The organism is Candidatus Defluviilinea proxima (assembly GCA_016721115.1).
Classification (GTDB): Bacteria; Chloroflexota; Anaerolineae; order Anaerolineales; family Villigracilaceae; genus Defluviilinea; species Defluviilinea proxima.
Genome location: JADKIW010000001.1, coordinates 3275561 through 3296474, shown reverse-complemented (window position 1 = coordinate 3296474; position 20914 = coordinate 3275561). Strand labels below are relative to the sequence as shown.

14 protein-coding genes are annotated in these 20914 nt (G+C 50.9%); 13 read left to right on the top strand and 1 reads right to left on the bottom strand.

Annotated features, from left to right (window positions below; genetic code table 11):
- Positions 1-72 precede the first annotated feature (72 nt).
- Positions 73-2043 (top strand): hypothetical protein, encoded by a 1971-nt coding sequence (locus IPP66_15230; protein ID MBK9926627.1) that lies wholly within the window; start codon positions 73-75, stop codon positions 2041-2043.
- A 180-nt stretch (positions 2044-2223) separates the two neighbouring features.
- Here IPP66_15230 and IPP66_15225 read toward each other — a convergent pair whose 3' ends face one another.
- Positions 2224-3594 (bottom strand): ankyrin repeat domain-containing protein, encoded by a 1371-nt coding sequence (locus tag IPP66_15225; GenBank protein ID MBK9926626.1) that lies wholly within the window; start codon positions 3592-3594, stop codon positions 2224-2226.
- Positions 3595-3731: 137 nt separating this feature from the next.
- On the opposite strand from IPP66_15225, the gene IPP66_15220 reads away from it, so the two are divergent.
- From IPP66_15220 to IPP66_15165, 12 genes are all read left to right on the top strand, one after another.
- Positions 3732-5846 (top strand): AAA family ATPase, encoded by a 2115-nt coding sequence (locus IPP66_15220; GenBank protein ID MBK9926625.1) that lies wholly within the window; start codon positions 3732-3734, stop codon positions 5844-5846.
- On the top strand, positions 5846-6961 hold the full coding sequence (locus IPP66_15215; protein ID MBK9926624.1) for a hypothetical protein: 1116 nt from the start codon (positions 5846-5848) through the stop codon (positions 6959-6961). Before IPP66_15220 ends, IPP66_15215 begins: the two co-directional genes overlap by 1 nt.
- 11 nt (positions 6962-6972) lie before the next feature.
- Positions 6973-7473, top strand: coding sequence for a hypothetical protein (locus IPP66_15210; GenBank protein ID MBK9926623.1), 501 nt, complete (start codon positions 6973-6975; stop codon positions 7471-7473).
- Positions 7463-7978 (top strand): hypothetical protein, encoded by a 516-nt coding sequence (locus IPP66_15205; protein ID MBK9926622.1) that lies wholly within the window; start codon positions 7463-7465, stop codon positions 7976-7978. Before IPP66_15210 ends, IPP66_15205 begins: the two co-directional genes overlap by 11 nt.
- 24 nt (positions 7979-8002) lie before the next feature.
- Positions 8003-9079, top strand: a complete 1077-nt coding sequence (locus IPP66_15200; protein ID MBK9926621.1) for a site-specific DNA-methyltransferase — start codon at positions 8003-8005, stop codon at positions 9077-9079.
- Complete coding sequence (locus IPP66_15195; protein ID MBK9926620.1) at positions 9072-11981, top strand: insulinase family protein; 2910 nt, start codon at positions 9072-9074, stop codon at positions 11979-11981. Before IPP66_15200 ends, IPP66_15195 begins: the two co-directional genes overlap by 8 nt.
- A 105-nt stretch (positions 11982-12086) precedes the next feature.
- Complete coding sequence (locus tag IPP66_15190; protein MBK9926619.1) at positions 12087-12476, top strand: DUF559 domain-containing protein; 390 nt, start codon at positions 12087-12089, stop codon at positions 12474-12476.
- 105 nt (positions 12477-12581) lie between these two features.
- The gene (locus IPP66_15185; GenBank protein ID MBK9926618.1) at positions 12582-15560 is read left to right on the top strand and encodes a molybdopterin-dependent oxidoreductase; all 2979 of its coding nucleotides are present in this window, start codon (positions 12582-12584) and stop codon (positions 15558-15560) included.
- 115 nt (positions 15561-15675) lie between these two features.
- Positions 15676-17346, top strand: coding sequence for an HD domain-containing protein (locus tag IPP66_15180; GenBank protein ID MBK9926617.1), 1671 nt, complete (start codon positions 15676-15678; stop codon positions 17344-17346).
- Positions 17347-17354: 8 nt separating this feature from the next.
- Positions 17355-18698 (top strand): DHH family phosphoesterase, encoded by a 1344-nt coding sequence (locus IPP66_15175; protein MBK9926616.1) that lies wholly within the window; start codon positions 17355-17357, stop codon positions 18696-18698.
- A 165-nt stretch (positions 18699-18863) separates the two neighbouring features.
- Positions 18864-19658 (top strand): XdhC family protein, encoded by a 795-nt coding sequence (locus IPP66_15170; GenBank protein ID MBK9926615.1) that lies wholly within the window; start codon positions 18864-18866, stop codon positions 19656-19658.
- 174 nt (positions 19659-19832) lie between these two features.
- Complete coding sequence (locus IPP66_15165) at positions 19833-20873, top strand: SPFH domain-containing protein (GenBank protein ID MBK9926614.1); 1041 nt, start codon at positions 19833-19835, stop codon at positions 20871-20873.
- Positions 20874-20914 lie beyond the last annotated feature (41 nt).

Sequence of the window (20914 nt, the reverse complement as noted above, 5' to 3'; positions counted from 1 at the left end):
GCAAAGGTATAATTTCCTTCGTAGTCACACCCTTTCAATTAGGCAATACCCAAACGCCACATTGAGCCATTCATGAAAAAAATCTTTACCATCCTCACCCTCTTCACCATCATGCTCTCCGCCTGTGCCCCAGCAGTGACGCAACCATCAACGTCCGCACAATCACCTTCGTCCACAAATGCTCCCATCCCTGTGCCCAACGGCAAATACATCATCGGCTACTATCCCTCATGGGCGCCTACACATGGCACGCTCGTCAAGGATATCGAGGCAGGTAAAATCACTCACATCAACTATGCCTTCTCCAATGTCAGCGAGACTGGCGAGTGCGTGTTGGGCGATCCTGCCGCAGATGTGGAAAAGGTCTATAGTGCAGAAGACAGCCTCAATGGTCAGGGTGACGCGGAGACCGATCCTTTTCACGGCAACTTCCATCAATTACTCCTGCTCAAGCAAAAGTATCCGCATCTCAAAATCTTAATCTCGGTCGGTGGTTGGTCGTGGTCGGGTAACTTCTCGAATGCGGCACAGGGAGATCGCTCACGTCAACACTTCGTCGCTTCGTGCATTGACCTGTATCTGAAACAATACCCCGGCGTGTTCGATGGCATCGATATTGACTGGGAATACCCCGTCAGTGGCGGGCTGACGCCGGGCCGCGCCGAAGATAAGATCAACTTTACGCGCCTGCTTGGCGAGTTCCGCGTGCAGTTGGATCAATTGGGCAAAGCCGATAACCGCCATTATCTGCTCACGATCGCCGCACCTGCTGGCCCCGGTAACATCCGCAATCTGCGTCCAGAGCTGATCGCCATGCTCGTGGACTGGGTCAATGTGATGACCTATGACTTCCACGCCACGTGGGAACAGAGCACCAACTTTAACGCGCCGCTCTTTCAAGCCGCGAACGACCCCGCCGATTCCAGCATGAACATCGATGCCGTCATACAAAAATATATCTCGCTCGGTATCCCTCCCGAGAAGCTCGTCCTGGGCGTTCCGTTTTATGGATATGGTTGGGCGGGCGTGCCCGATACCGATCATGGCTTGTATCAAACATCCAGCGGCGCCGCGCCCGGCACACGCGAACCCGGCGCATACGAATACAAAGACATCGCGCAAAACTACTTGAACAAATACCAACGCCAATGGAGCGCTGACGCATACGTTCCGTGGTTGTACGATCCTGAAAGTCAGACCTTCATCACGTATGACGACCCGCAATCTCTTGAAGCGAAATCAGGCTACGCAAAGGATGTAGGACTCGCTGGCATTATGATCTGGGAACTCAGCCAGGGCGACTCGTCGCTGTTGGATGCCATCCACAAAGGCCTCGCCTCAAACGGACCTCCGAGGCCGACTCCTGTTCCAACAGTCATGGTGCCCCGCCCGAACGAAAACCAAATGCGCTCCGTCAGCGGCATCACCCTCGATGGCAAGCTGGATGACTGGTCCCCCACGCCCGATGTCACATTGAACGACAAGTCTCAAGTGGTGTATAGCCTTGAACCCAACAGTTGGGATGGCCCCAAAGACCTCTCCGCCGAGATCTGGCGCGGCTGGGCAGAAGATGGCTTGTATCTTGCCTTCAAGATCACTGACGATATGCATATGCAACCCAATGTGGATGCAGGCATCTGGCACGGCGACCACATCGAAGTGCAAATTGATACACAACTGGAAAAAGATTTCTCCGACGGCAGTATGAGCGATGACGATTATCAGATCGGCCTCTCGCTCGGCGATTACGATCAGGTCCCACCGACAGTAGTGGCGTGGTTCAATGGCCCCGCTCCTGCCACAGTATTGACTACCGTTCAAATCGCGTACACAACCACCAGTGATGGGTACACTCTGGAAGTCTTCATCCCCAAAGAGACATTGGCAGGCATCACCCTCGCTGAAGGCGCCACATTTGGCATGAGCATCAGTCCCAGCGACACCGACGATGCCGTGCAGGGACAAAAAGCCATGCTCTCTACCTCCTCCATCCGCACCTACGCCGATCCGCGCACATTTGGGAAGATCACATTAGTGAAATAACCACGACCATGCGAACATAAAAAATAGCCACAGCACGCACCGAGAACTTTGAGAACGAACTCAAAATCTCAGTGCGCTCTGTGGCTACAGGCGACAAACAATTTCACATGGATTTTCCTCTACGAAGAACTGGCCGAGAAACTTACGGGTTGTGAGGATCACCAGTGTGAGAGAAAACAATCATAACGACCCTGCTCCATCTTCTCCCCCAACCTCGCGCAAGATACGAGCGATACTTTCACCGCGCTTGCCTTTGACAAATTCGATGATCTTGCGTTTCGGGAGCGATTCACCATGCGGACCTTTGGTGGCCGGCATTTGCAATTTGGGGTTCGCCCCAGCATCCAGCAATAAACGCACCATGCGAGAATAACCGCCATGCACAGCAAACACCAACGGAGTCCAACCCTTGAGTGCGGCATAAATGCCCGAGCCGGTGTGGCGTGCGTTCACTTCAGCGCCATGAGCCAGCAAAAGTCTGGCCATCCCTGCATGGTTGTTCGAGACGGCAACCATCAAAGGGCTGTATCCGCCGGAGCCACGTTCGTTCGGGTCCAGACCATTGGCCAGTAAAAACTCCACAACAGAAATATGACCATTATCAACAGCGAGGTGAAACCCTTTCCGCCGGTCATAAATACGTGCATGCAAGTCCGCGCCTTGCTCGAACAAAAATTGCAACACGGGCAAATATCCATCCTCGGCGGCTTCGATGGCAGGTGTACTACCCCAGTAATCTGGCTGGTTCACGTCCGCGCCCATTTGCACGAGGCGTTCGGTCAATTGCATGTGTCCTTTGCCTGCCGCCCACCAGAGTGCCGTCTGGCCTTTGGTTGGGTTACGATCCTTATCATCTTGCGGGCGAATAAAGTGGATGTTCGCGCCTTCATCCAGCAGGATATTGGCCGCGTCAAACCGCTCATTGAGGATCGCCAGCATCAACGCTGAACATCCCTTGGTGTTACCTTCCGCGAGAACAGCATTCACATTCGCGCCTTCGCGCAAGGCTTGGCGCAGGGCTGGCGTATCTCCACTTTGGGCAGAAGCCAGAAGTCGTTGATCTGGAGTCAGATTCGGGGTCGGTGTGAGGCGAGTGACCGTTTGCTTCTTGGGAGGCGGGGGTGGCTCGGCTTTGAGTCCATGTTGCAAAAGGACGGTCTCCACATCCCGCGCCAATAGTTTACGGTCATTGTAGTATGCTTGAAAGCGATCATATGTCTCATTGATAAAACCAAGCGCGATCGCTTGTGCCAGTTCAGTACGTTCATCGCCCGTCGCCAACGGCACACGCAAAAAATCGAGCATCATGTCGCGTATTGCTGGCGTACTTTGGTCTTGCAGAATTTCAACCACAGCACGTTTATGATCCCAGTCGCGCAATTGCCAATAGAGACCCAACAGCGGATGGATATCCTCGGCATGTACCCAATCGCGAGCCGATTCGAGTAACTCGGGGTCATCCTGTGCAATCGCCGCAAGATAAGGTGGATCATGTTTGGGCGGGGATTGTTTCTGGAAAAGTTGTTTGATCTCACTGAGCCAGTCGGTCATGCTGCCTAGTGTAAAGGAAAAACAATGGGGCTGTCAACAATCAAGGATGCACCATTCGCACACACGATTCCATCACAGGTATAATCGTTTCGTGTTATGAACCCTATCTTGCAATATCCATACGGTGAGGCGATACGATGAAAAACAATTTCACATGGATACCCATCTACGAAGAATTGGCCGAGAAACTGGCAGGCTGGCAGGATCGCCAAAGTGAGCTGATCGCCTTTCTAGAAAGCCTGCGTAACGAAGGGTATGTCATCACTCCCTTGAACGATAAAGACAGCGACGGCGCACGTTTCTTGTTGAAAGAGATCGACCCCTTCACGTTCTTCGGCGTCTTCAATCGCGGCATCCGCCACGATCAACGTATTGCCATTCTTGCCAACATCAAACGCTTCTTCCAACTCAAGAGCGATCTCCCTGAAGATTTCGATGCCATCCCCATTCTCAACAATTTGAAGTCGTGGTTCTTCACCTATCAAAACATACGTGATGCGAATGACGTAGCCAAACTTTGGCGTGTCTTTCTACTGGCATTGGAAAAAGATCCGTTAGCAAGCAACCAGTTTCGGGCGGCATTTGACGAGGCGCTCACTGTCAAGCAGGTGAATGTCAATCTCACGATGGGCCTCTTTTGGATTCGTCCGCACACCTTTCTGAGTCTTGACCAAACCAACCGCTTCTTTCTGGATCTCAAACTGCCTGCCGGTGGATTGAATGCAGATTTCTACACTGAGACCGTGAACCGCATCCGCGCCTCGAAGAAGTCGTTCCCCGAGATCTCATGGGAAGCGTTCGGCGTAGGCAGTGAACATGCCAAAGCAATTGCCGATGCCAAGGAGCCCTACCGCACGGACGATGTTAATTACTGGTTGGTAGGCGCCTACTGGGATGACCGTGACCCCGCCGACCAGACTGCACGTTTCATCGAAGAAGGCATCTGGGAGAACGGATACATCAACCGCTTCCTAACGGATGTCAAGTCCATGCAGGTGGGCGATAAGATCGCCATCAAAGCCGCATCCACTCAACGAGTAGGTTTGCCTTTTGATAGCCGCAACAAGACCATCTCGCGTATCACTATCAAAGCCATTGGCACGGTTGTCGCTAATCGAAACGATGGGAGAGTTGTGGAGGTGGAATGGGAGCATGATTTCAAAGAAAAGGATTGGTACTTCTACACCAACAGAATCACCGTCTGGCATCTGCGAACCGATAAGGAGTATCCCTTATGGGATGTCGCTACGCAGCTCAAAGACTTCGTCTGGTATGGCAAAGAACAAAACTACGAATGGTTCTTGAACAATCTAACCACTTTTCAGGGAGCAGAAGATATTGTCAATAACGAAACCATGTTATCCCAGCCATACAGCGTGGAAGATTTGATCGCATCGGGCGTCTTCATGGCAGAAGAAGATGCAACGCAAACACTCGAACGGTTGCGCTCCAAGAAAGCCATGATCCTGCAGGGACCTCCCGGCGTCGGCAAAACGTTCATTGCCCGAAAGCTCGCCTACGCCCTCATGAATGAAGCGGACAACGAACGGCTGGAGATAATCCAGTTCCATCAATCGTATTCATATGATGATTTTGTACGTGGCTATCGCCCTGTGGCTGGTAAGGCAGGGAGTTTCGGTCTGCGAAACGGTGTGTTCTACGAGTTCTGCCAAAAGGCCCTGAATGACCCAGACCGCGAGTATGTATTCATCATTGACGAGATCAACCGTGGCAATCTGAGTCAGATCTTTGGTGAGTTACTCATGTTGATCGAGCACGACAAGCGCTCGCCTGAGTTCGCTGTCCCTTTGGTGTATCGCAACGAAGGCGAAAGTCGCTTCTACATTCCGCCCAACTTATATCTGATCGGTTTGATGAACGTCGCAGACCGTTCACTTGCCATGGTGGATTACGCCCTGCGTCGCCGCTTCGTCTTCACGACCTTGAAGCCGCAATACGAAAGCGACCAATACCGTCAATGGCTGATAGATCGCTCCATGAGTGAAGAGCTTGTCAATCTCATCATCGAACGAATGACTGCGCTCAACAAAGAGATCAAAGAAGATTCCCTGCTCGGAGAGAATTATCAGGTCGGTCACAGTTTCTTCTGCCCAAAAGGCGATGACTTTACCGGGCTGGATCGCTCCTGGTATGAGGGTGTGGTCCGCACCGAGATCGTTCCACTCTTGAAAGAATACTGGTTCGACAATCAATCCAAAGCAGATGATGCCGAGCGGAGACTGTTGGCATAATGCAACCGCATGACGCCACATCCGATGTGCTATACACAGAATACGGCATCCCCATCCGTAATCTGTGGCATATGTTGCTCTATGCCTGGGACGAATATCCGCTTCGTCAACACACGTCGCTGGTGGATGTTGAGAATGCCCCAACGTTGGATGCACTGCTGGCATCCATTCTCGCAAGGTTGGTCCAACAACGTCTGCGCATCGGGTTAGGTCGCAGTTATGTGAACCAGAATGAGTCCATTCGTGGGATTCGCGGACACATCGACTTCACGAAAAGTCTCAAATATCACACCTTCGAACATGGACAGGCGTATTGTGACTTCCAACAGTACAGCGTCAACGTGCCGAAGAATCAGATCATCCGCAGTACGCTCTCCCGCCTGATCCAAACAGGAAACTTCGGCAAGGACCGTACCCGCGCGAATGAGTTACGTCACCAACTCCGCTCACTGACGAGGGCGCTGGATGGCATTGACATCATCGAACTGGATTTGGATTTCATCCGCCGTCAACAGTTCGGAAGGAACGATGGCGATTACCGCCTGATGCTGGCGATCTGCGAGCTTCTCCTGCAACGGCAGATGCCGACGGAGTCAACAGGTCACAATCGCCTGCCGTCACTGGAACGTGAGGCGTTGGTGCTGTACGATATCTATGAACGCTTTGTTGTGAATTTCTATCGCCGGCATCTAAAAGAGTACAAGGTCAAAGCACAATCGCATCTTTCATGGCATCCAAAGCAAGATAATGTCTACCTACCCATCATGAAGCCCGACCTAATCATCGAAAACAAAACAACGGGCAACATCATAGTGCTGGACACGAAATTTACAGCTAAAAGTCTGGTCGAGAATCTATGGGGAAAGCAACTCTTTGATTCCTCGCATCTGTATCAGATGTATACCTATTTGAGCACACAGGAACGATTGTCTGGGTATCACAAAAAGGCTACTGGCATCCTGCTGTATCCTGAAGTTCGAGGAAAATTATCCGAGGCTATTGAACTGGAAGATCATACGATTCGGATCGTGTGCCTGGACTTAACTGTCCCCTGGCAGGAAGTGGAAAGTCAACTGTTGAATGTGATCAATCACAGAGTCGCGCCTGCGATATAATCCTATTGGCTATGAATACTGAAATTAACATCACTGGTGAACAACTCGCGAATGCCCTTCATACATTGGGCGTCAAGTTCATCATGGATGGACAAAGCCAAAAGGATCACCTAGGCAAACAACCCGCACGCTTGATCTTAGCCTTGGCCGAAAGCGAAGAGGCGCGCCTCCGTTTATCACTCATCCCTCTCTTTTTGGAACACCCTGAGTTCGCCAGATATGTTCGCACGGCTACGAAGAAAGTCAAGCCTGCTTTTCAGGTCACCTTTCAATGCTACTACACTGCCGCCGTCTGGCTGAGACAACAATATCAACCACATCAAGATCCCATGCCAGATCTTTTCTCAAAAGAGTTGCACTTATCCATATCAAGTGATCCTGAAGAGAATCTGCGCGCGCTCGCTAAACGTCATCAGGAACTAAGTGGCGCATTTATCAATTGGCTTGGCACCTACCATCATGCCGCACAGAGATGGCTGGCGCAAACACGGAAAACTAAAAATGGAAAGTAAGCAAATACATACTTTCTTAATCAAATTAGGAGAGCGGTATCCACATCCCGCACAACTGGTTCTACTTGGCGGAAGTGCGCTGTGCCTGTTGGGGAGCCCGCGCCCTACAGTAGACATTGATTATGTTGGGGATGATCTAAAGAAGAACGAACTGCAAAAAACGATGGAAGAACTCGCCAGCGAAATGGGACTTGATGTAGAAGCAGTTCCCATTGACCGTTTCATCCCGCTACCCGCTGATGGACACAAACGTAATCTGTATGTCAATAAATTTAGAAAAATAGAAGTTTCCATTCTTGATCCTTATGGCATTGCACTCAGCAAATTAGATCGTGGCTTCGATACAGACATAGATGATATTGTTTTTCTAATTCAACGAGGACTGGTAGAAATGGATAATCTGGAACAAATTATGCAAGATGCTCTGCCGAATGCCCGTAAATTCGATATCGATCCCTCAGAGCTTCGTGCACATCTTCAAGAAGTCAAAAACCGTTTGAGATAAACTTCCTGGCTTCAATTACAGAATATGACTCTACCCCTCAACCAAATCCTACCCGGTGATTGCATCGAGATTCTCAATTCGCTCCCAGAGAATTCGGTAGATGTGATCTTTGCCGATCCTCCATACAACCTGCAACTGCGTAATGATTTATATCGTCCCGATATGTCGAAGGTGGATGCGGTGGATGATCGTTGGGATAAGTTCGATGACTTCAAAGCGTATGACGAGTTCACATCTAGGTGGCTATCCGCAAGCCAGAAAGTACTGAAGGATACAGGCACGATCTGGGTTATCGGGTCGTATCACAATATCTATCGCGTTGGCTCGATCATGCAAGACCTCGGCTTTTGGATCCTCAATGACGTGGTGTGGATAAAAAATAATCCCATGCCCAACTTTAGAGGGGTGCGTTTTACGAACGCTCATGAGACAATGCTCTGGGCGCAAAAGAAAAAAGGCGCACGCTACACGTTCAATCACAAATCCATGAAGGCGTTGAACGATGATCTGCAAATGCGTTCGGATTGGACGATCCCTTTGGTGACCGGCAAACAACGTATCAAGTCCAATGGATCAAAAGCACATTCGACTCAGAAACCAGAGGGACTGCTCTATCGAGTCATTATGTCCTCTTCAAATATCGGAGATGTGATCCTCGATCCGTTCTTTGGCTCAGGGACAACTGGAGCCGTCGCGAAAAAACTCGGTCGCAACTGGATCGGAATCGAACGAGATAAGAAGTACGTGAAGGTCGCGCAGAAACGCATTGACGCGGTGGCAGAGTCCGATTCAGAGGCGATCAATGTTGAGAAGCCGAAGCAGGCCCGGGTCCCGTTTGGAGCGTTGCTTGAGAGTGGAGCATTATCTGTGGGACAGACTCTGTTCTTCGCGAAGGATGGGACAAAAGCGAAAGTCCTATCCAATGGGCATTTGAAGTGTGGAGACATCACAGGTTCTATTCACGGCGTGGCGAAAGCGTTGATGAATGGCGCGCCGGTGAATGGCTGGGATATGTGGTTGTATAAAGATGAAAACGGCAAGAAGATCGTGATCGATGAATTGAGAAAAATTTTCCGAGATACAGGAGTTGAACATGTCTAAAAAATTTACGCTGATGCAGGAACAAACCATTCCTGAGATCAATGCAACGATCAAGTATTACATTCATAAGAAAACGGGAGCGCGTTTGCTCTCGGTCATCAACGATGACGAAAACAAAGTGTTCTCGATCAACTTCCGCACACCGCCCAAGGATTCCACTGGCGTTGCACACATCCTTGAGCATTCTGTGTTGAACGGCTCCGAGAAATATCCTTCAAAAGAACCGTTCGTGGAATTGCTCAAAGGCTCGCTGGCAACATTCGTCAATGCATTCACGTATCCCGATAAAACCTGCTACCCAGTGGCAAGCCAAAACCTGCAAGACTTTTACAACTTGATCGATGTATACATGGATGCAGTGCTTCATCCGTTGCTGGCCGAGCAAACGCTCATGCAAGAGGGTTGGCATTATGAGCTCAACGATGTATCCGAGCCACTCACCTATAAAGGCGTTGTGTTCAATGAAATGAAGGGCGCCTATTCTTCGCCCGATGGCTTGCTTGAAACCGTTATCATCAATTCACTTTTCCCCAAGCACGTCTACGGTGTGGATTCAGGCGGTGATCCACGCCATATCCCCGATCTCACATACGAAGCATTCAAAGAGTTTCACGCGAGTTATTATCATCCGTCCAATTCATTCATCTTTTTCTACGGCAACGATGATCCCGAACAACGACTCAAGCTCATGGAGGAATACCTCAAGCCATACAAGAAGATCAAAGTCAAATCAAGCATCCCGTTGAAGAAACCGTTCAATCGTGCGAAGAAGGTGAAATACTCTTATGATGCCGGGCAAGATACCGATATCAAAAAGAAACATTACCTCACGGTCAACTGGGTTCTCCCTGACACATCCGATCCCGTGATGAATTTCAGCTTGCGCATTCTCAGCAATATACTGATTGGCACGCCTGCGTCCCCGCTTAAGAAAGCTTTGCTCGATTCAGGTCTCGGTGAAGATCTGGCTGGTGTTGGCCTTGAAGCAGACCTGCACCAAATCATTTTCTCGACCGGTCTCAAAGGTACACGCGCCAGCAGTGCCAAAAAGATCGAAAAGCTTATCTTCGACACTCTCGAAACGCTTGTCCGCGAAGGCATTGACCCCGATATGATCGCATCTGCGCTCAACACGGTCGAGTTCCGTTTGCGCGAGAACAACACTGGCTCCTTCCCGCGTGGCATCTCGCTCATGCTCCGTTCATTGACCACCTGGCTTCACGACGACGATCCATTCAAACTGATCGCCTTCGAAGCGCCATTGAACGCCATCAGGGCAAGACTGACCAACGATAAACTCTACTTTGAAAAACTGATCGCGACTTACCTACTGGATAATCAGCACAGGACAATTCTCCGCCTCCAACCGGACCCGGAGCTTGGTCGCCGTTTCGAGGAAGAGGAACAAGCCCGACTGGCAAAGATCCGCGAGTCGCTGACAGAAGAACAGCTCAAAGACATCGTCGAAACTACAAAGCAACTCAAAAAGCGACAGGAAACACCAGATACAGAAGAAGTGCTAGCAAAGATCCCTGTTCTCAAACTACAGGACCTTGATAAACAAGTCAGGACAATTCCCATCGATGTAATGGATATACAGGATACAAAAGTTTTGTATCACGACCTCTCTACCAACGGGATCGTCTATCTCGATCTCGGCTTTGATCTACATGCCCTACCCAAGGATTTGCTCCCACTGACAGAAATCTTTGCGCGCGCCCTGCTCGAGATGGGAACAGCGACCGAAGATTATGTAAAACTCTCACAACGCATTGGCAAAAGCACAGGTGGAATCTACGGCTCAGCGATCACGTCTACAGTGGTCGGGTCGGGAGAGAGCGTACTCAAATTAGTCCTGCGCGGTAAAGCGACAATGGGACAGTCATTCGAATTGCTCAGCATCTTGAAAGATGTCCTGCTTACGACAAAGTTCGATAACAAAGAAAGACTCAAGCAGATCGTCATGGAAGAAAAGGCTGGTCTCGAGTCTGGCCTTGTGCCAAGTGGACATATTTTCGTCAATCAACGCTTGCGGGCACAATTCGGCGAATCAGGTTGGGCCAAAGATCAGATGAGTGGTGTTGGCTACTTGTTCGCACTGCGTGAGTTGGCAAAAGACATCGACAAAAAATGGGACACGATCTTACAAAAATTAGAAGCGATGCGTGACGCACTTGTCAACCGCAAAGCGATGTTGGTCAACGTAACTGTTGACGCCGCAAACTGGAGCGCATTCAAACCGCAACTAGATTCATTCCTTTCAACGTTGCCATCCAAAGACGTAGTACTTTCCTCCTTCAACATTCAGCCCAATGCAGTAAAAGAAGGCTTGACCATCCCTGCGCAGGTCAACTATGTAGGCAAGGGCGCGAACCTGTACGATCTTGGCTACCAGTATGACGGTTCCGCGGATGTTGTTGTCGGTTATCTACGCATGGCGTATCTATGGGAAAAGATTCGCGTGCAGGGGGGCGCGTACGGATCATTCGCAGTCTTTGACGATGCATCAGGTGTATTCACCTTCCTGTCCTACCGCGATCCAAATATTGCTGGAACAATTGAGAATTACGATAAAGCCGCCGCTTTCTTGAAAGGTCTCGATGCATCCCGCCTAAGCGACAACGAACTGACCAAGGCCATCATCGGCGCGATCGGCGACCTTGATGCCTATCAACTCCCCGATGCCAAAGGCTACACGTCCATGATGCGCTATCTCACCAACCGCACTGATGCCCTGCGCCAGAAAACGCGCGACCAAGTTCTCTCCACGAACGGCGAAGATTTCATCGCCTTCGGTGAAGCATTGGAAAAACTCGCTCAATCCGAAGCAGTGGCCGTGATAGGTTCGCAGTCTGCGCTGGAGGCGGCGGAGGTCGGATTGAAGGTAACTAAAGTTCTATAGGATTTTGAATTACCCCTCACCCCCTGCCCTCTCCCTTCGGGAGAGGGAGTCAGAGTCCCCTTCTCCTAGCAGGAGAAGGGCTAGGGATGAGGTAGAAAACATACCATGCAAGAAAAGGCAACCCTTGAAGTCATCCCCGCCATTTTACAATTGGCACGCGATCATCGGCATCCACTTACGCCCGCCGAAGCGAAGATATGGTCACGTGTCAGAAACCGTGGTTTGGGTTTCAAGATCCGTCGCCAACATCCCATTTGGAGATTTATCGCTGATTTCTACTGCGCAGAAGCAAAACTTGTCATCGAAATAGACGGCGACTCACACGCCGAGCCAGACCAGGAAGAATACGACAAGGCAAGAACTGAATGGCTGGAAGAGCGCGGGTACAAAGTCATGCGGATTACAAATGAAGATGTGTATAAGCATTTGGAAGATGCGCTGAACGAAATATATTTGACTTGCCAGGAACGCGTGGCTGAATTAAAGTCATTATAAGACTTGGATTTACCCCTCACCCCAGCCCTCTCCCTTCGGGAGAGGGAGTCAGAGTCCCCTTCTCCTAGCGGGAGCAGGGTTAGGGATGAGGGAGAAAGAACAATCATGAAACTTACCATCAACAGTAGTAAACACGAACTCGAATGCCACCCATCTGAGACTCTCCTCTCTGCCGTACGCAGACTTGGTTATTACGGAGTCAAGTTTGGTGACGAGCAGGGACTCACCGGCGCAGACACAGTTCTGCTCGACGGTAAACCTGTCAACGCGGGATCACTTCTCGCCGCCCAAGCCGAGGGACATAACATCGTCACCATAGAAGGTCTTGGCGAGCATCCCGATCAAGGCTGGAAGAAGACAGACGGGTTGCATCCACTACAACAAGCCTTCGTTGAGTCGGGCGCGATCCAATGCGGATTCTGTACGCCCGGGCAGATCCTTGCGGCGAAGTCTTTGCTGGAGGCAAATCCAAACCCAACAGAAGATGAAGTGCGCGAAGCGATCGCGGGCGTGTTGTGTCGTTGTACAGGGTATGTCAAACCCGTGCAGGCCGTACTCAAAGCCGCGGCCGTGATGCGTGGAGAGGCAGAATTTGGCGAAGGCATCTTGATCTCGTTCGATCCTCCAAGCACGCCCCCATCCAATGAGCCATTGTCAACACTATCGGATACACAGACAAGAACACTGCCAAAAGTTTTTTCCACGCCTGAAACGCAAACCTACCAAACCGTCGGCAAGCCCGAAAAGAAAGTGGATGCAATCAAACTTGTGCAAGGCAAACCTGCCTTCACCGCAGATATGGACATGCGCGGTATGTTATACGCGCGCGTGTTGCGCAGTCCGCACGCCCATGCCCGCATCAAAAAGATCAATGCCAGCAAAGCCCGCGAACTCAAAGGCGTTGCGGCCGTGCTGACATGGCAGGATATTCCGCGTGTGGTCTATTCCACGGCGGGACAATCCGACCCGATCCCCGGTCCGCTCGATTCGTTTTCACTGGATAACAAAGTGAGATTTGTCGGCGACCGCGTGGCAATGGTCGCAGCAGAGACTCCTGAAATCGCTGAGAAAGCGTTGACGTTGATCGACGTGGAATACGAAATATTGGATGCCATCCTCGACTCACGTCAAGCCATGGACCCAAAAGCGGTTCGGATTCACGATGAGCCTGAATACGTCAATTTTGCCGATTCGAACCCTGACAAAAATCTCGCGGCCGAGATCCGTATTGACATTGGTAACGTGGAAAAAGGTTTTGCCGAAGCGGACCAGATCTTTGAAGCGGAATATGAAGTGCCAAAGGTGCAACAAGCGCACATCGAACCACACGTCTGCGTGACATATTGGGACGAGGATGACCGTCTTGTGATTCGCACATCCACACAGGTTCCGTTCCATGTGCGGAGAATGCTTGCGCCTGTTTTGAACTTACCCGTCAAACGGATTCGCGTTATCAAGCCGCGCATCGGTGGCGGCTTCGGTGGCAAGCAGGAAGTGTTGATGGAAGATGTGCCTGCACATTTGACAATTGCCACCAAGCGGCCTGTCATCTACGAATACACGCGCGAAGAAGAATTTATCGCGGCACGCTCACGCCACCCGATGCGAGTCAAAATGAAGACCGGCGTGAAGCGCGATGGAACGATCACAGCCAATGAAATGTACGCCTTATCTGACACTGGCGCATATGGTTGCCATGCATTGACCGTCACCGGCAACACAGGCCACAAGGCAATGGCGTTATACGTCGGCGACGGAGAATATCGCAAGAGTCCCAATATCCGCTTTTACGCAGATGTGGTGTACACCAACACTCCCCCGTCTGGCGCGTTCCGTGGATACGGTGTTCCGCAAGGCTATTGGCCGCTCGACCGTCACATGGAAAAGATCGCGCGCGCGTTGAATCTCGACCCGATTGACTTCCGCTTGAAGAACGCGATCCATCCCGGAGAATATCATCCGTTTTCAACTGCATGGAATGAAGGACGTGAACCGCGCCCCGAGATCATCCACACGGTTGGATTGGAGCAATGCGTAGCGCAAGGACGTGCCGCCATTAATTGGGATGACAAATATGGGAACGAAGAGTGGCGCAACAGCCCTTCGACTTCGCTCCGCTCCGCTCAGGGCGGAAAGTTACGTAAAGGCATCGGCGTTGCGATGGTCATGCAAGGGACGGCCATCCCCTACCTCGATATGGGTGGCGCTTCGATCAAGATGAACGACGATGGTTCGTTCAATCTACTCGTCGGTGCAACGGATTTGGGCACAGGCTCAGATACGGTCCTTGCACAGATGGCGGCAGAAGTGTTGGGTGTACCACTTGAAGATATGATCTGTTATTCGTCAGATACTGACTTCACGCCGTTCGATAAAGGAGCATATGCCTCGTCAACAACCTACATCTCGGGCACGGCGGCGGTCAACGCGGCGAAAATTTGCGCCGAGAGGATTCGTGTCCGCGCGACGATGATGTTGGGCTTGGACGAATCGGAATCAGCGAAGGTAAAGCTGTCGAACCGCATGGCAACTGTCCCTGATGGAAGAAGCGTTTCTTTCGCCGAGATCGCGCTTGATTCATTGCACAAAAACAAACAGGAGCAGATCATGGGAGTCGCGTCATATGTCTCACCTGTTTCGCCTCCCCCATTTGCGGCGCAATTCGCAGAAGTCACAGTGGATACAGAAACAGGCGCAGTGACAGTGGACAGATTGGTGATGGCCGTCGATTCAGGTGTGATCGTCAATCCACTGACCGCATCAGGACAAATTGAAGGCGGTATGACCCAAGCACTTGGCTACGCAGTCTGCGAAGAGATGCGCTACGATGACAAAGGCAATGCCATTGAACGCGACTTGGATCGTTATCATATTTTCCGTGCCGATGAAATGCCCGCGCTAGAAACGATCTTTGTAGAAACCTTTGAGCCGAGTCATCCATTTGGCGTAAAGGCTGTGGCCGAGATTCCAATGGATGGTGTTGCGCCCGCAGTTGGCAATGCTATTTTGGATGCCACTGGGGTGAACGTGGATGAGAACCCGGTCACGCCGGAAAGATTGTGGCGGGCACTCAAATTACAGTAACACCATCATCGCGAAGGCTCCAACGTATCAACACCTTCTCAGATAAACTACCGTTGGGACTTTTATATCGTGCAAAGACTTCCGAAGTCTGATAGACTTCGGAAGTCTTCAATGTATGCATCGTGCTGAATTATTTCACCTAACACCCTACATCATCTCACTCGCATTATCGGCGGGAGTTTTGTATTACACATGGAGGCGTCGTACGGCAAAAGGCGCATCCATTTTTGTGTGGTATGTAGCGGGTCAAACGCTTTGGATATTGAGCTATATCATCGAGCTGCTCAGCCCCAGCCTGAACGAAAAATTATTCTGGGATAGCTTGCAATGGCTGGCAACTCTTTTGGTAGTTGTCTCCCTGCCAGTTTTCACCGTGCAATACAGCGAATACAAACTCAATAACCATCGCAGGTTATTTTATCTTTCTCTCATCGTGCCCATTGTATTCATACTGGTTTTGGCAACGAATGACCTGCATCATCTGATCTATCCCAATCCTCACTTGATCTCCGGACAACCATTCCCGGAATTGACATACGATTTCACATGGTTCATATACGGATACGCTTTCTACAGTTACGCCACCACTTTTTGGGCGGCAGGACTTTTGCTTCGTCGCTTCCTTCAACCCCATAACCTGTATCGCACTCAATTAGCGCTCATCATCCCTGGCTTTCTCATCCCAATTTTCGGGACAATTCTCCCGTTGATCGGGATCCAAATCACGCCACAACGAGATGCAACGCCTTTCACAAGCATGATAGCAAATCTGCTTATCGCGTGGGGATTATTTCGCCACAAACTCTTTGATGTTGTGCCCGTAGGTCGTGACCGTCTCTTCGAAGCCATGGTGGACCCGGTCGTGATCCTCAACAACCAACATGTGGTCATTGACATCAACACGGCAATGCTCACCTTGCTTGATAAAGAAGCAGAAGAAGTGATCGGTCACCCTGCAAAACAGATCTTCGAACATTTCCCCATCCCGATCAAACTGTATACACATGTCTCGTATGCGCGCGCGGAAGCCACGTTTAATGTAGGCAGTAAAACTGTCTACTACGAGCTGACCGTCTGGCCCTTATATGACATGAACAAGGAAATGACAGGGCGCATCTACATCTCACACGATATCACGGCCCTCAAAGAACTTGAGCAAGAGTTGAGAGATTTGAACGTAGACCTTGAGAAACGAGTCCGCTTGAGAACGAAGGAACTGGCCGAAGCGTACGATACAACCCTCGAAGGCTGGGCCAAGACTCTGGAATTGCGGGATAAAGAAACAGAGGGGCATTCGCGTCGGGTCACAGAAACAACTGTCGCCATGGCAAGAGCGATGAATATCCCCGAAGAGGAAGTGGAACACATACGGCGTGGGTCCATTCTGCACGATATTGGCAAGATGGGAATCCCCGATGAGATCTTGCGCAAGGAAGGCCCGCTTACCGAGAAAGAACGGCGCGTTGTCATGAATCATCCAGAAACCGCATATGAGTTGCTCAGAGAGATCCCGTTTTTGGAAAAAGCCCTTGAGATCCCTTATTGTCACCATGAAAAATGGGATGGAAGTGGCTACCCACGCAAGCTCAAGGAATACGAAATTCCCACATCTGCCCGCATCTTTGCCGTGGCCGATGTGTGGGATGCGCTGACATCCGACCGTCCATACCGCAAAGCATGGAGCCGGGACGAAGCTGTAAAATACCTACTCAGTGAATCGGGAACCCACTTTGACCCATACGTGGTAAACAAATTCCTGCAACTGGTGGAGCAAGGCAAGATATAATCAAACCTATGCAATCTAAAATATACGTAATCGGACACGTCAACCCTGACACAGACACCATCGCATCTGCGATGGGATACGCCTGGCTGTTACGCGAACGTGATGGTATCGATACCGTTGCGGCACGGGCAGGCGCACTCAACCCGCAAAGCGCGTGGGTATTGAAGCAACTCAACCTCGATGCGCCCGTATTGCTCACCGATGCATCGCCTCGCTTTGAATCGGTGATGATACGGCTCGATAGCATTCGCCCCGAAGCACAACTCGGCGCGGCGTGGACTCTTGCCAGCCGTACAGGCGGCATCGCCCCAGTGGTGGATGAAGACGGCAAACCATATGGCATCGTTCATGGGTATAGTCTCTTCAAATATTTTTCTGAAACGCTTGGCCCACGCCCCGGCGATACCACCGTGCGCGAGATGATGACTGCCCAATGCAAGGACGCGGCAGATACGACCGTTCCCAAATACAACGCGAATGCACACATCCGCGATTCACTTAATCGCTTATTACGCGATGAGCATAATGAATATTGGGTAACAGATGAAAATGGTTTGTACCTCGGCATCGCGCGTCAGCGAGATGTCCTTAACCCGCCGCGCCTCAAGATCATTCTCGTAGACCACAACGAGCCACGCCAATCCATCGCCGCGCTCGAAGAAGCTGAATTATTGGAGATCCTGGATCATCACCGACTCGGTAATCCGTATACGCATCAACCGATCCGCTTTACTGTGGATGTGGTGGGATCAACTTCCACGCTTGTGTGTGAGTTGACCGCCGAAGCCGGGCTCTCCATGCCGCCTGATCTCGCCGGTGCGCTTCTTGCTGGACTTTTATCTGATACGCTCATCCTGACATCTCCCACCACCACGCCTCGTGACAAGACCGCCGCCGAACGCCTGGCGCGTTGGGCTTTTGTGGGTGGAAGTCCGCTCAAAGGCGAAACAGTTGAGTCGTTTGGTAAGGCCGTGTTATCCGCTGGTGCAGGGCTTTCCAATCGCAAACCAGAGGAAGTGGTCAGCACCGATATCAAACCATTCGAGGCTGGCGGATTCAAATTCGCTGTAGCCCAAGCCGAAGTAACAGACATCATGCAATTGGCTGAGCACTTGGGTCCGCTCACCAGCGCTCTCGATGCGCTCAGAGATAAGCGCGGCCTCGACTTTGCCATGCTCCTCATCACCGATGTGGTACGTGGCTCCAGCAGACTCATCATCTCATCCAATCCGCCCCCCATCCTTGCAGACATCCCCTATCCTCCATTGCCTGATGGCACACGCGACGCGCCCGGTGTAGTTTCGAGGAAGAAGCAGTTATTGCCCGTGGTGTTAGGACTGTTGGAACGATAGATAAATCCCTAAGGGATGAACTAATTTTAGATTACGATAACACGTAGCCAAACCCTGAAAGGGTGTCATTATCAACACAACCTAGGACACCCCTTCGGGGTTCAAAATAAATATCCGCTAACAATCATTCCACTCCTTCGGAGTTGTTCTTGTTAAATAAATAAAATGGCAAACTCAATCTATCAAGTCCTCTCTGAATTAGAAAAGAATAACGAATCTGCCGCTTTGTGTACGGTTACAAAAAGCGAAGGGTCCACGCCAAGGCATGTGGGCAGTAAGATGCTTGTGTATCCCGATGGGAAATTTATCGGGACAGTCGGTGGCGGGGAATTAGAGAATCGCGTTATCAAAGCGGCGCTTGAGTCGTTGAAGAGCGGCGATATGCAAACGTTATCGTATACCATGTCCGATCCCTCGCGCGGCGACCCAGGTGTATGTGGCGGAACTGTGGAGGTCTTTGTGGAACCGATCCTTCCCCCTGCGATGATCGTAGTCATTGGCGCGGGTCATGTTGGCAAGGCAGTTGTCCATTTGGCGAAGTGGCTTGGGTTCCGCGTCGCTGTCAACGATGACCGCGAGGAGTTTTGTACACCCGAGTCCGTGCCGGGGGCGGATGTGTATTATCCCGTTGAGATGGGGAAACTATCAGAGCAACTCAAAATAACACCCCAAACATATTTGATCGTGACCAGCCGAGGCTCCAGCGTGGATGCAAAGGGACTACCAAGTCTGCTTGCATCAGATGCGGCATATATTGGCGTCATTGGGTCGAAGCGTCGGTGGCTGACAACGGTCAAGGCGTTGAAAGAACAAGGCGTGGCTGAGGAATTGATCGCGAAGGTCCATTCGCCGATTGGATTGGAACTAAATGCTGAGACTCCAGAAGAGATCGCGGTCAGCATCATGGCCGAGGTGATGATGATCAAGGATAAGGGGACAGGAAGGCCGATGAAGGCGTAACAGGCTTGGGGTAAGAAAGAGGCGTTTATCAGCGAGGATCAGGGAAGTGAGGAGTGAAACGTTTGGGGGATGAGAATCGTATAGAGAGTTGTATAAAATAACAGCGCTTTGACTGCGCTCAGCACGAAAAAATTGGACTATAATCAAATTAACGTTCTTCAAAAGGAGAAAATCATGGCGAGAATTTTTGATGTTATCGAATACCCGAGCGAGATGAAGGATGAGATCGTCCATCGTTTCCCGGAACAAGGGATCGGCGATTATCGCATCGGTTCACAAGTGATCGTGCGCGAGTCACAGGCGGCTGTGTTCTTCCGTGACGGGCAGGCTTTGGATGTTTTCCGAGGCGGGCGTCACACCATTGCTACAGCAAATATTCCGAAATTAATTGATTTCATCGGCAAGGCATTTAACGACCGCACACCCTTCCCCGCAGAAGTGTATTTTGTTTCGATGAAAGAATTTGCAAACGAGAAGTGGGGCACTCCGCAACCGATCATCGTCCGCAACCCAGGTATGGGATTGGGCGTGGCACTTCTTCAGGGTTTCGGTACGTTCTCGTATCAAGTAAAAGACCCGCAACAGTTCGTAACCCAGGTGGTTGGCTCACAAGGCGCATACAAGACTACAGACATTGAAGAGCGTGTAAAGACAATGTTGCTTTCCACGCTTCAGGACGTTTTAGGCGAGACCACTTCTGCCAAGAGTGTAGTTGACCTGATCGGCTTGACTGAAGAAGTCGGCGCGGCTGTCCGCGCGAAGGCACAGGATGACTTCGAAGCGTTGGGCCTCGTGCTCAAGTCGTTCTATATTGGCAACCTCAAGCCGTCCAGCAAGTCGGCACAGGAATTGCGCGATATGGGCATGCTCGATATGGCCACCTACACACAACTGCAAGCGGCAGACGCGATGCGCGATGCGGCGAACAACCAGAGCGGTGGCGCAGGTCTCACGGCTGGCATCGGCGCTGGTATGGGCATCGGCAACTTGATGGGACAAGCCCTTCAAGGCGGCATGCAAAATACAGGTGCAGGCGGTGGTGCTCCCGCTGGCAAGATGGCAGATATCATGACCCCCGCCGAGGCGGCTCAGGTTATGAAAGTGACTGAAGCAGATATCCTCGAAGCGATCAATGACGGAAGCTTGAAAGCAAAGAAAGTCGGCAAGGCATTCCGCATCAGCAAGGAAAACCTCGAAGCGTTCATGAATAGCTAGGTTAGAGAATAGATAAAAAAAGAGGAGACTGGAAACCAGTC

What these genes read in the sequence shown, in the direction of transcription:
- IPP66_15230 (MBK9926627.1), top strand. Translation starts at nt 73, where the DNA reads ATGAAAAAAATCTTTACCATCCTCACCCTCTTCACCATCATGCTCTCC.
- IPP66_15225 (MBK9926626.1), bottom strand. Translation starts at nt 3,594, where the DNA reads ATGACCGACTGGCTCAGTGAGATCAAACAACTTTTCCAGAAACAATCC.
- IPP66_15220 (MBK9926625.1), top strand. Translation starts at nt 3,732, where the DNA reads ATGAAAAACAATTTCACATGGATACCCATCTACGAAGAATTGGCCGAG.
- IPP66_15215 (MBK9926624.1), top strand. Translation starts at nt 5,846, where the DNA reads ATGCAACCGCATGACGCCACATCCGATGTGCTATACACAGAATACGGC.
- IPP66_15210 (MBK9926623.1), top strand. Translation starts at nt 6,973, where the DNA reads ATGAATACTGAAATTAACATCACTGGTGAACAACTCGCGAATGCCCTT.
- IPP66_15205 (MBK9926622.1), top strand. Translation starts at nt 7,463, where the DNA reads ATGGAAAGTAAGCAAATACATACTTTCTTAATCAAATTAGGAGAGCGG.
- IPP66_15200 (MBK9926621.1), top strand. Translation starts at nt 8,003, where the DNA reads ATGACTCTACCCCTCAACCAAATCCTACCCGGTGATTGCATCGAGATT.
- IPP66_15195 (MBK9926620.1), top strand. Translation starts at nt 9,072, where the DNA reads ATGTCTAAAAAATTTACGCTGATGCAGGAACAAACCATTCCTGAGATC.
- IPP66_15190 (MBK9926619.1), top strand. Translation starts at nt 12,087, where the DNA reads ATGCAAGAAAAGGCAACCCTTGAAGTCATCCCCGCCATTTTACAATTG.
- IPP66_15185 (MBK9926618.1), top strand. Translation starts at nt 12,582, where the DNA reads ATGAAACTTACCATCAACAGTAGTAAACACGAACTCGAATGCCACCCA.
- IPP66_15180 (MBK9926617.1), top strand. Translation starts at nt 15,676, where the DNA reads ATGCATCGTGCTGAATTATTTCACCTAACACCCTACATCATCTCACTC.
- IPP66_15175 (MBK9926616.1), top strand. Translation starts at nt 17,355, where the DNA reads ATGCAATCTAAAATATACGTAATCGGACACGTCAACCCTGACACAGAC.
- IPP66_15170 (MBK9926615.1), top strand. Translation starts at nt 18,864, where the DNA reads ATGGCAAACTCAATCTATCAAGTCCTCTCTGAATTAGAAAAGAATAAC.
- IPP66_15165 (MBK9926614.1), top strand. Translation starts at nt 19,833, where the DNA reads ATGGCGAGAATTTTTGATGTTATCGAATACCCGAGCGAGATGAAGGAT.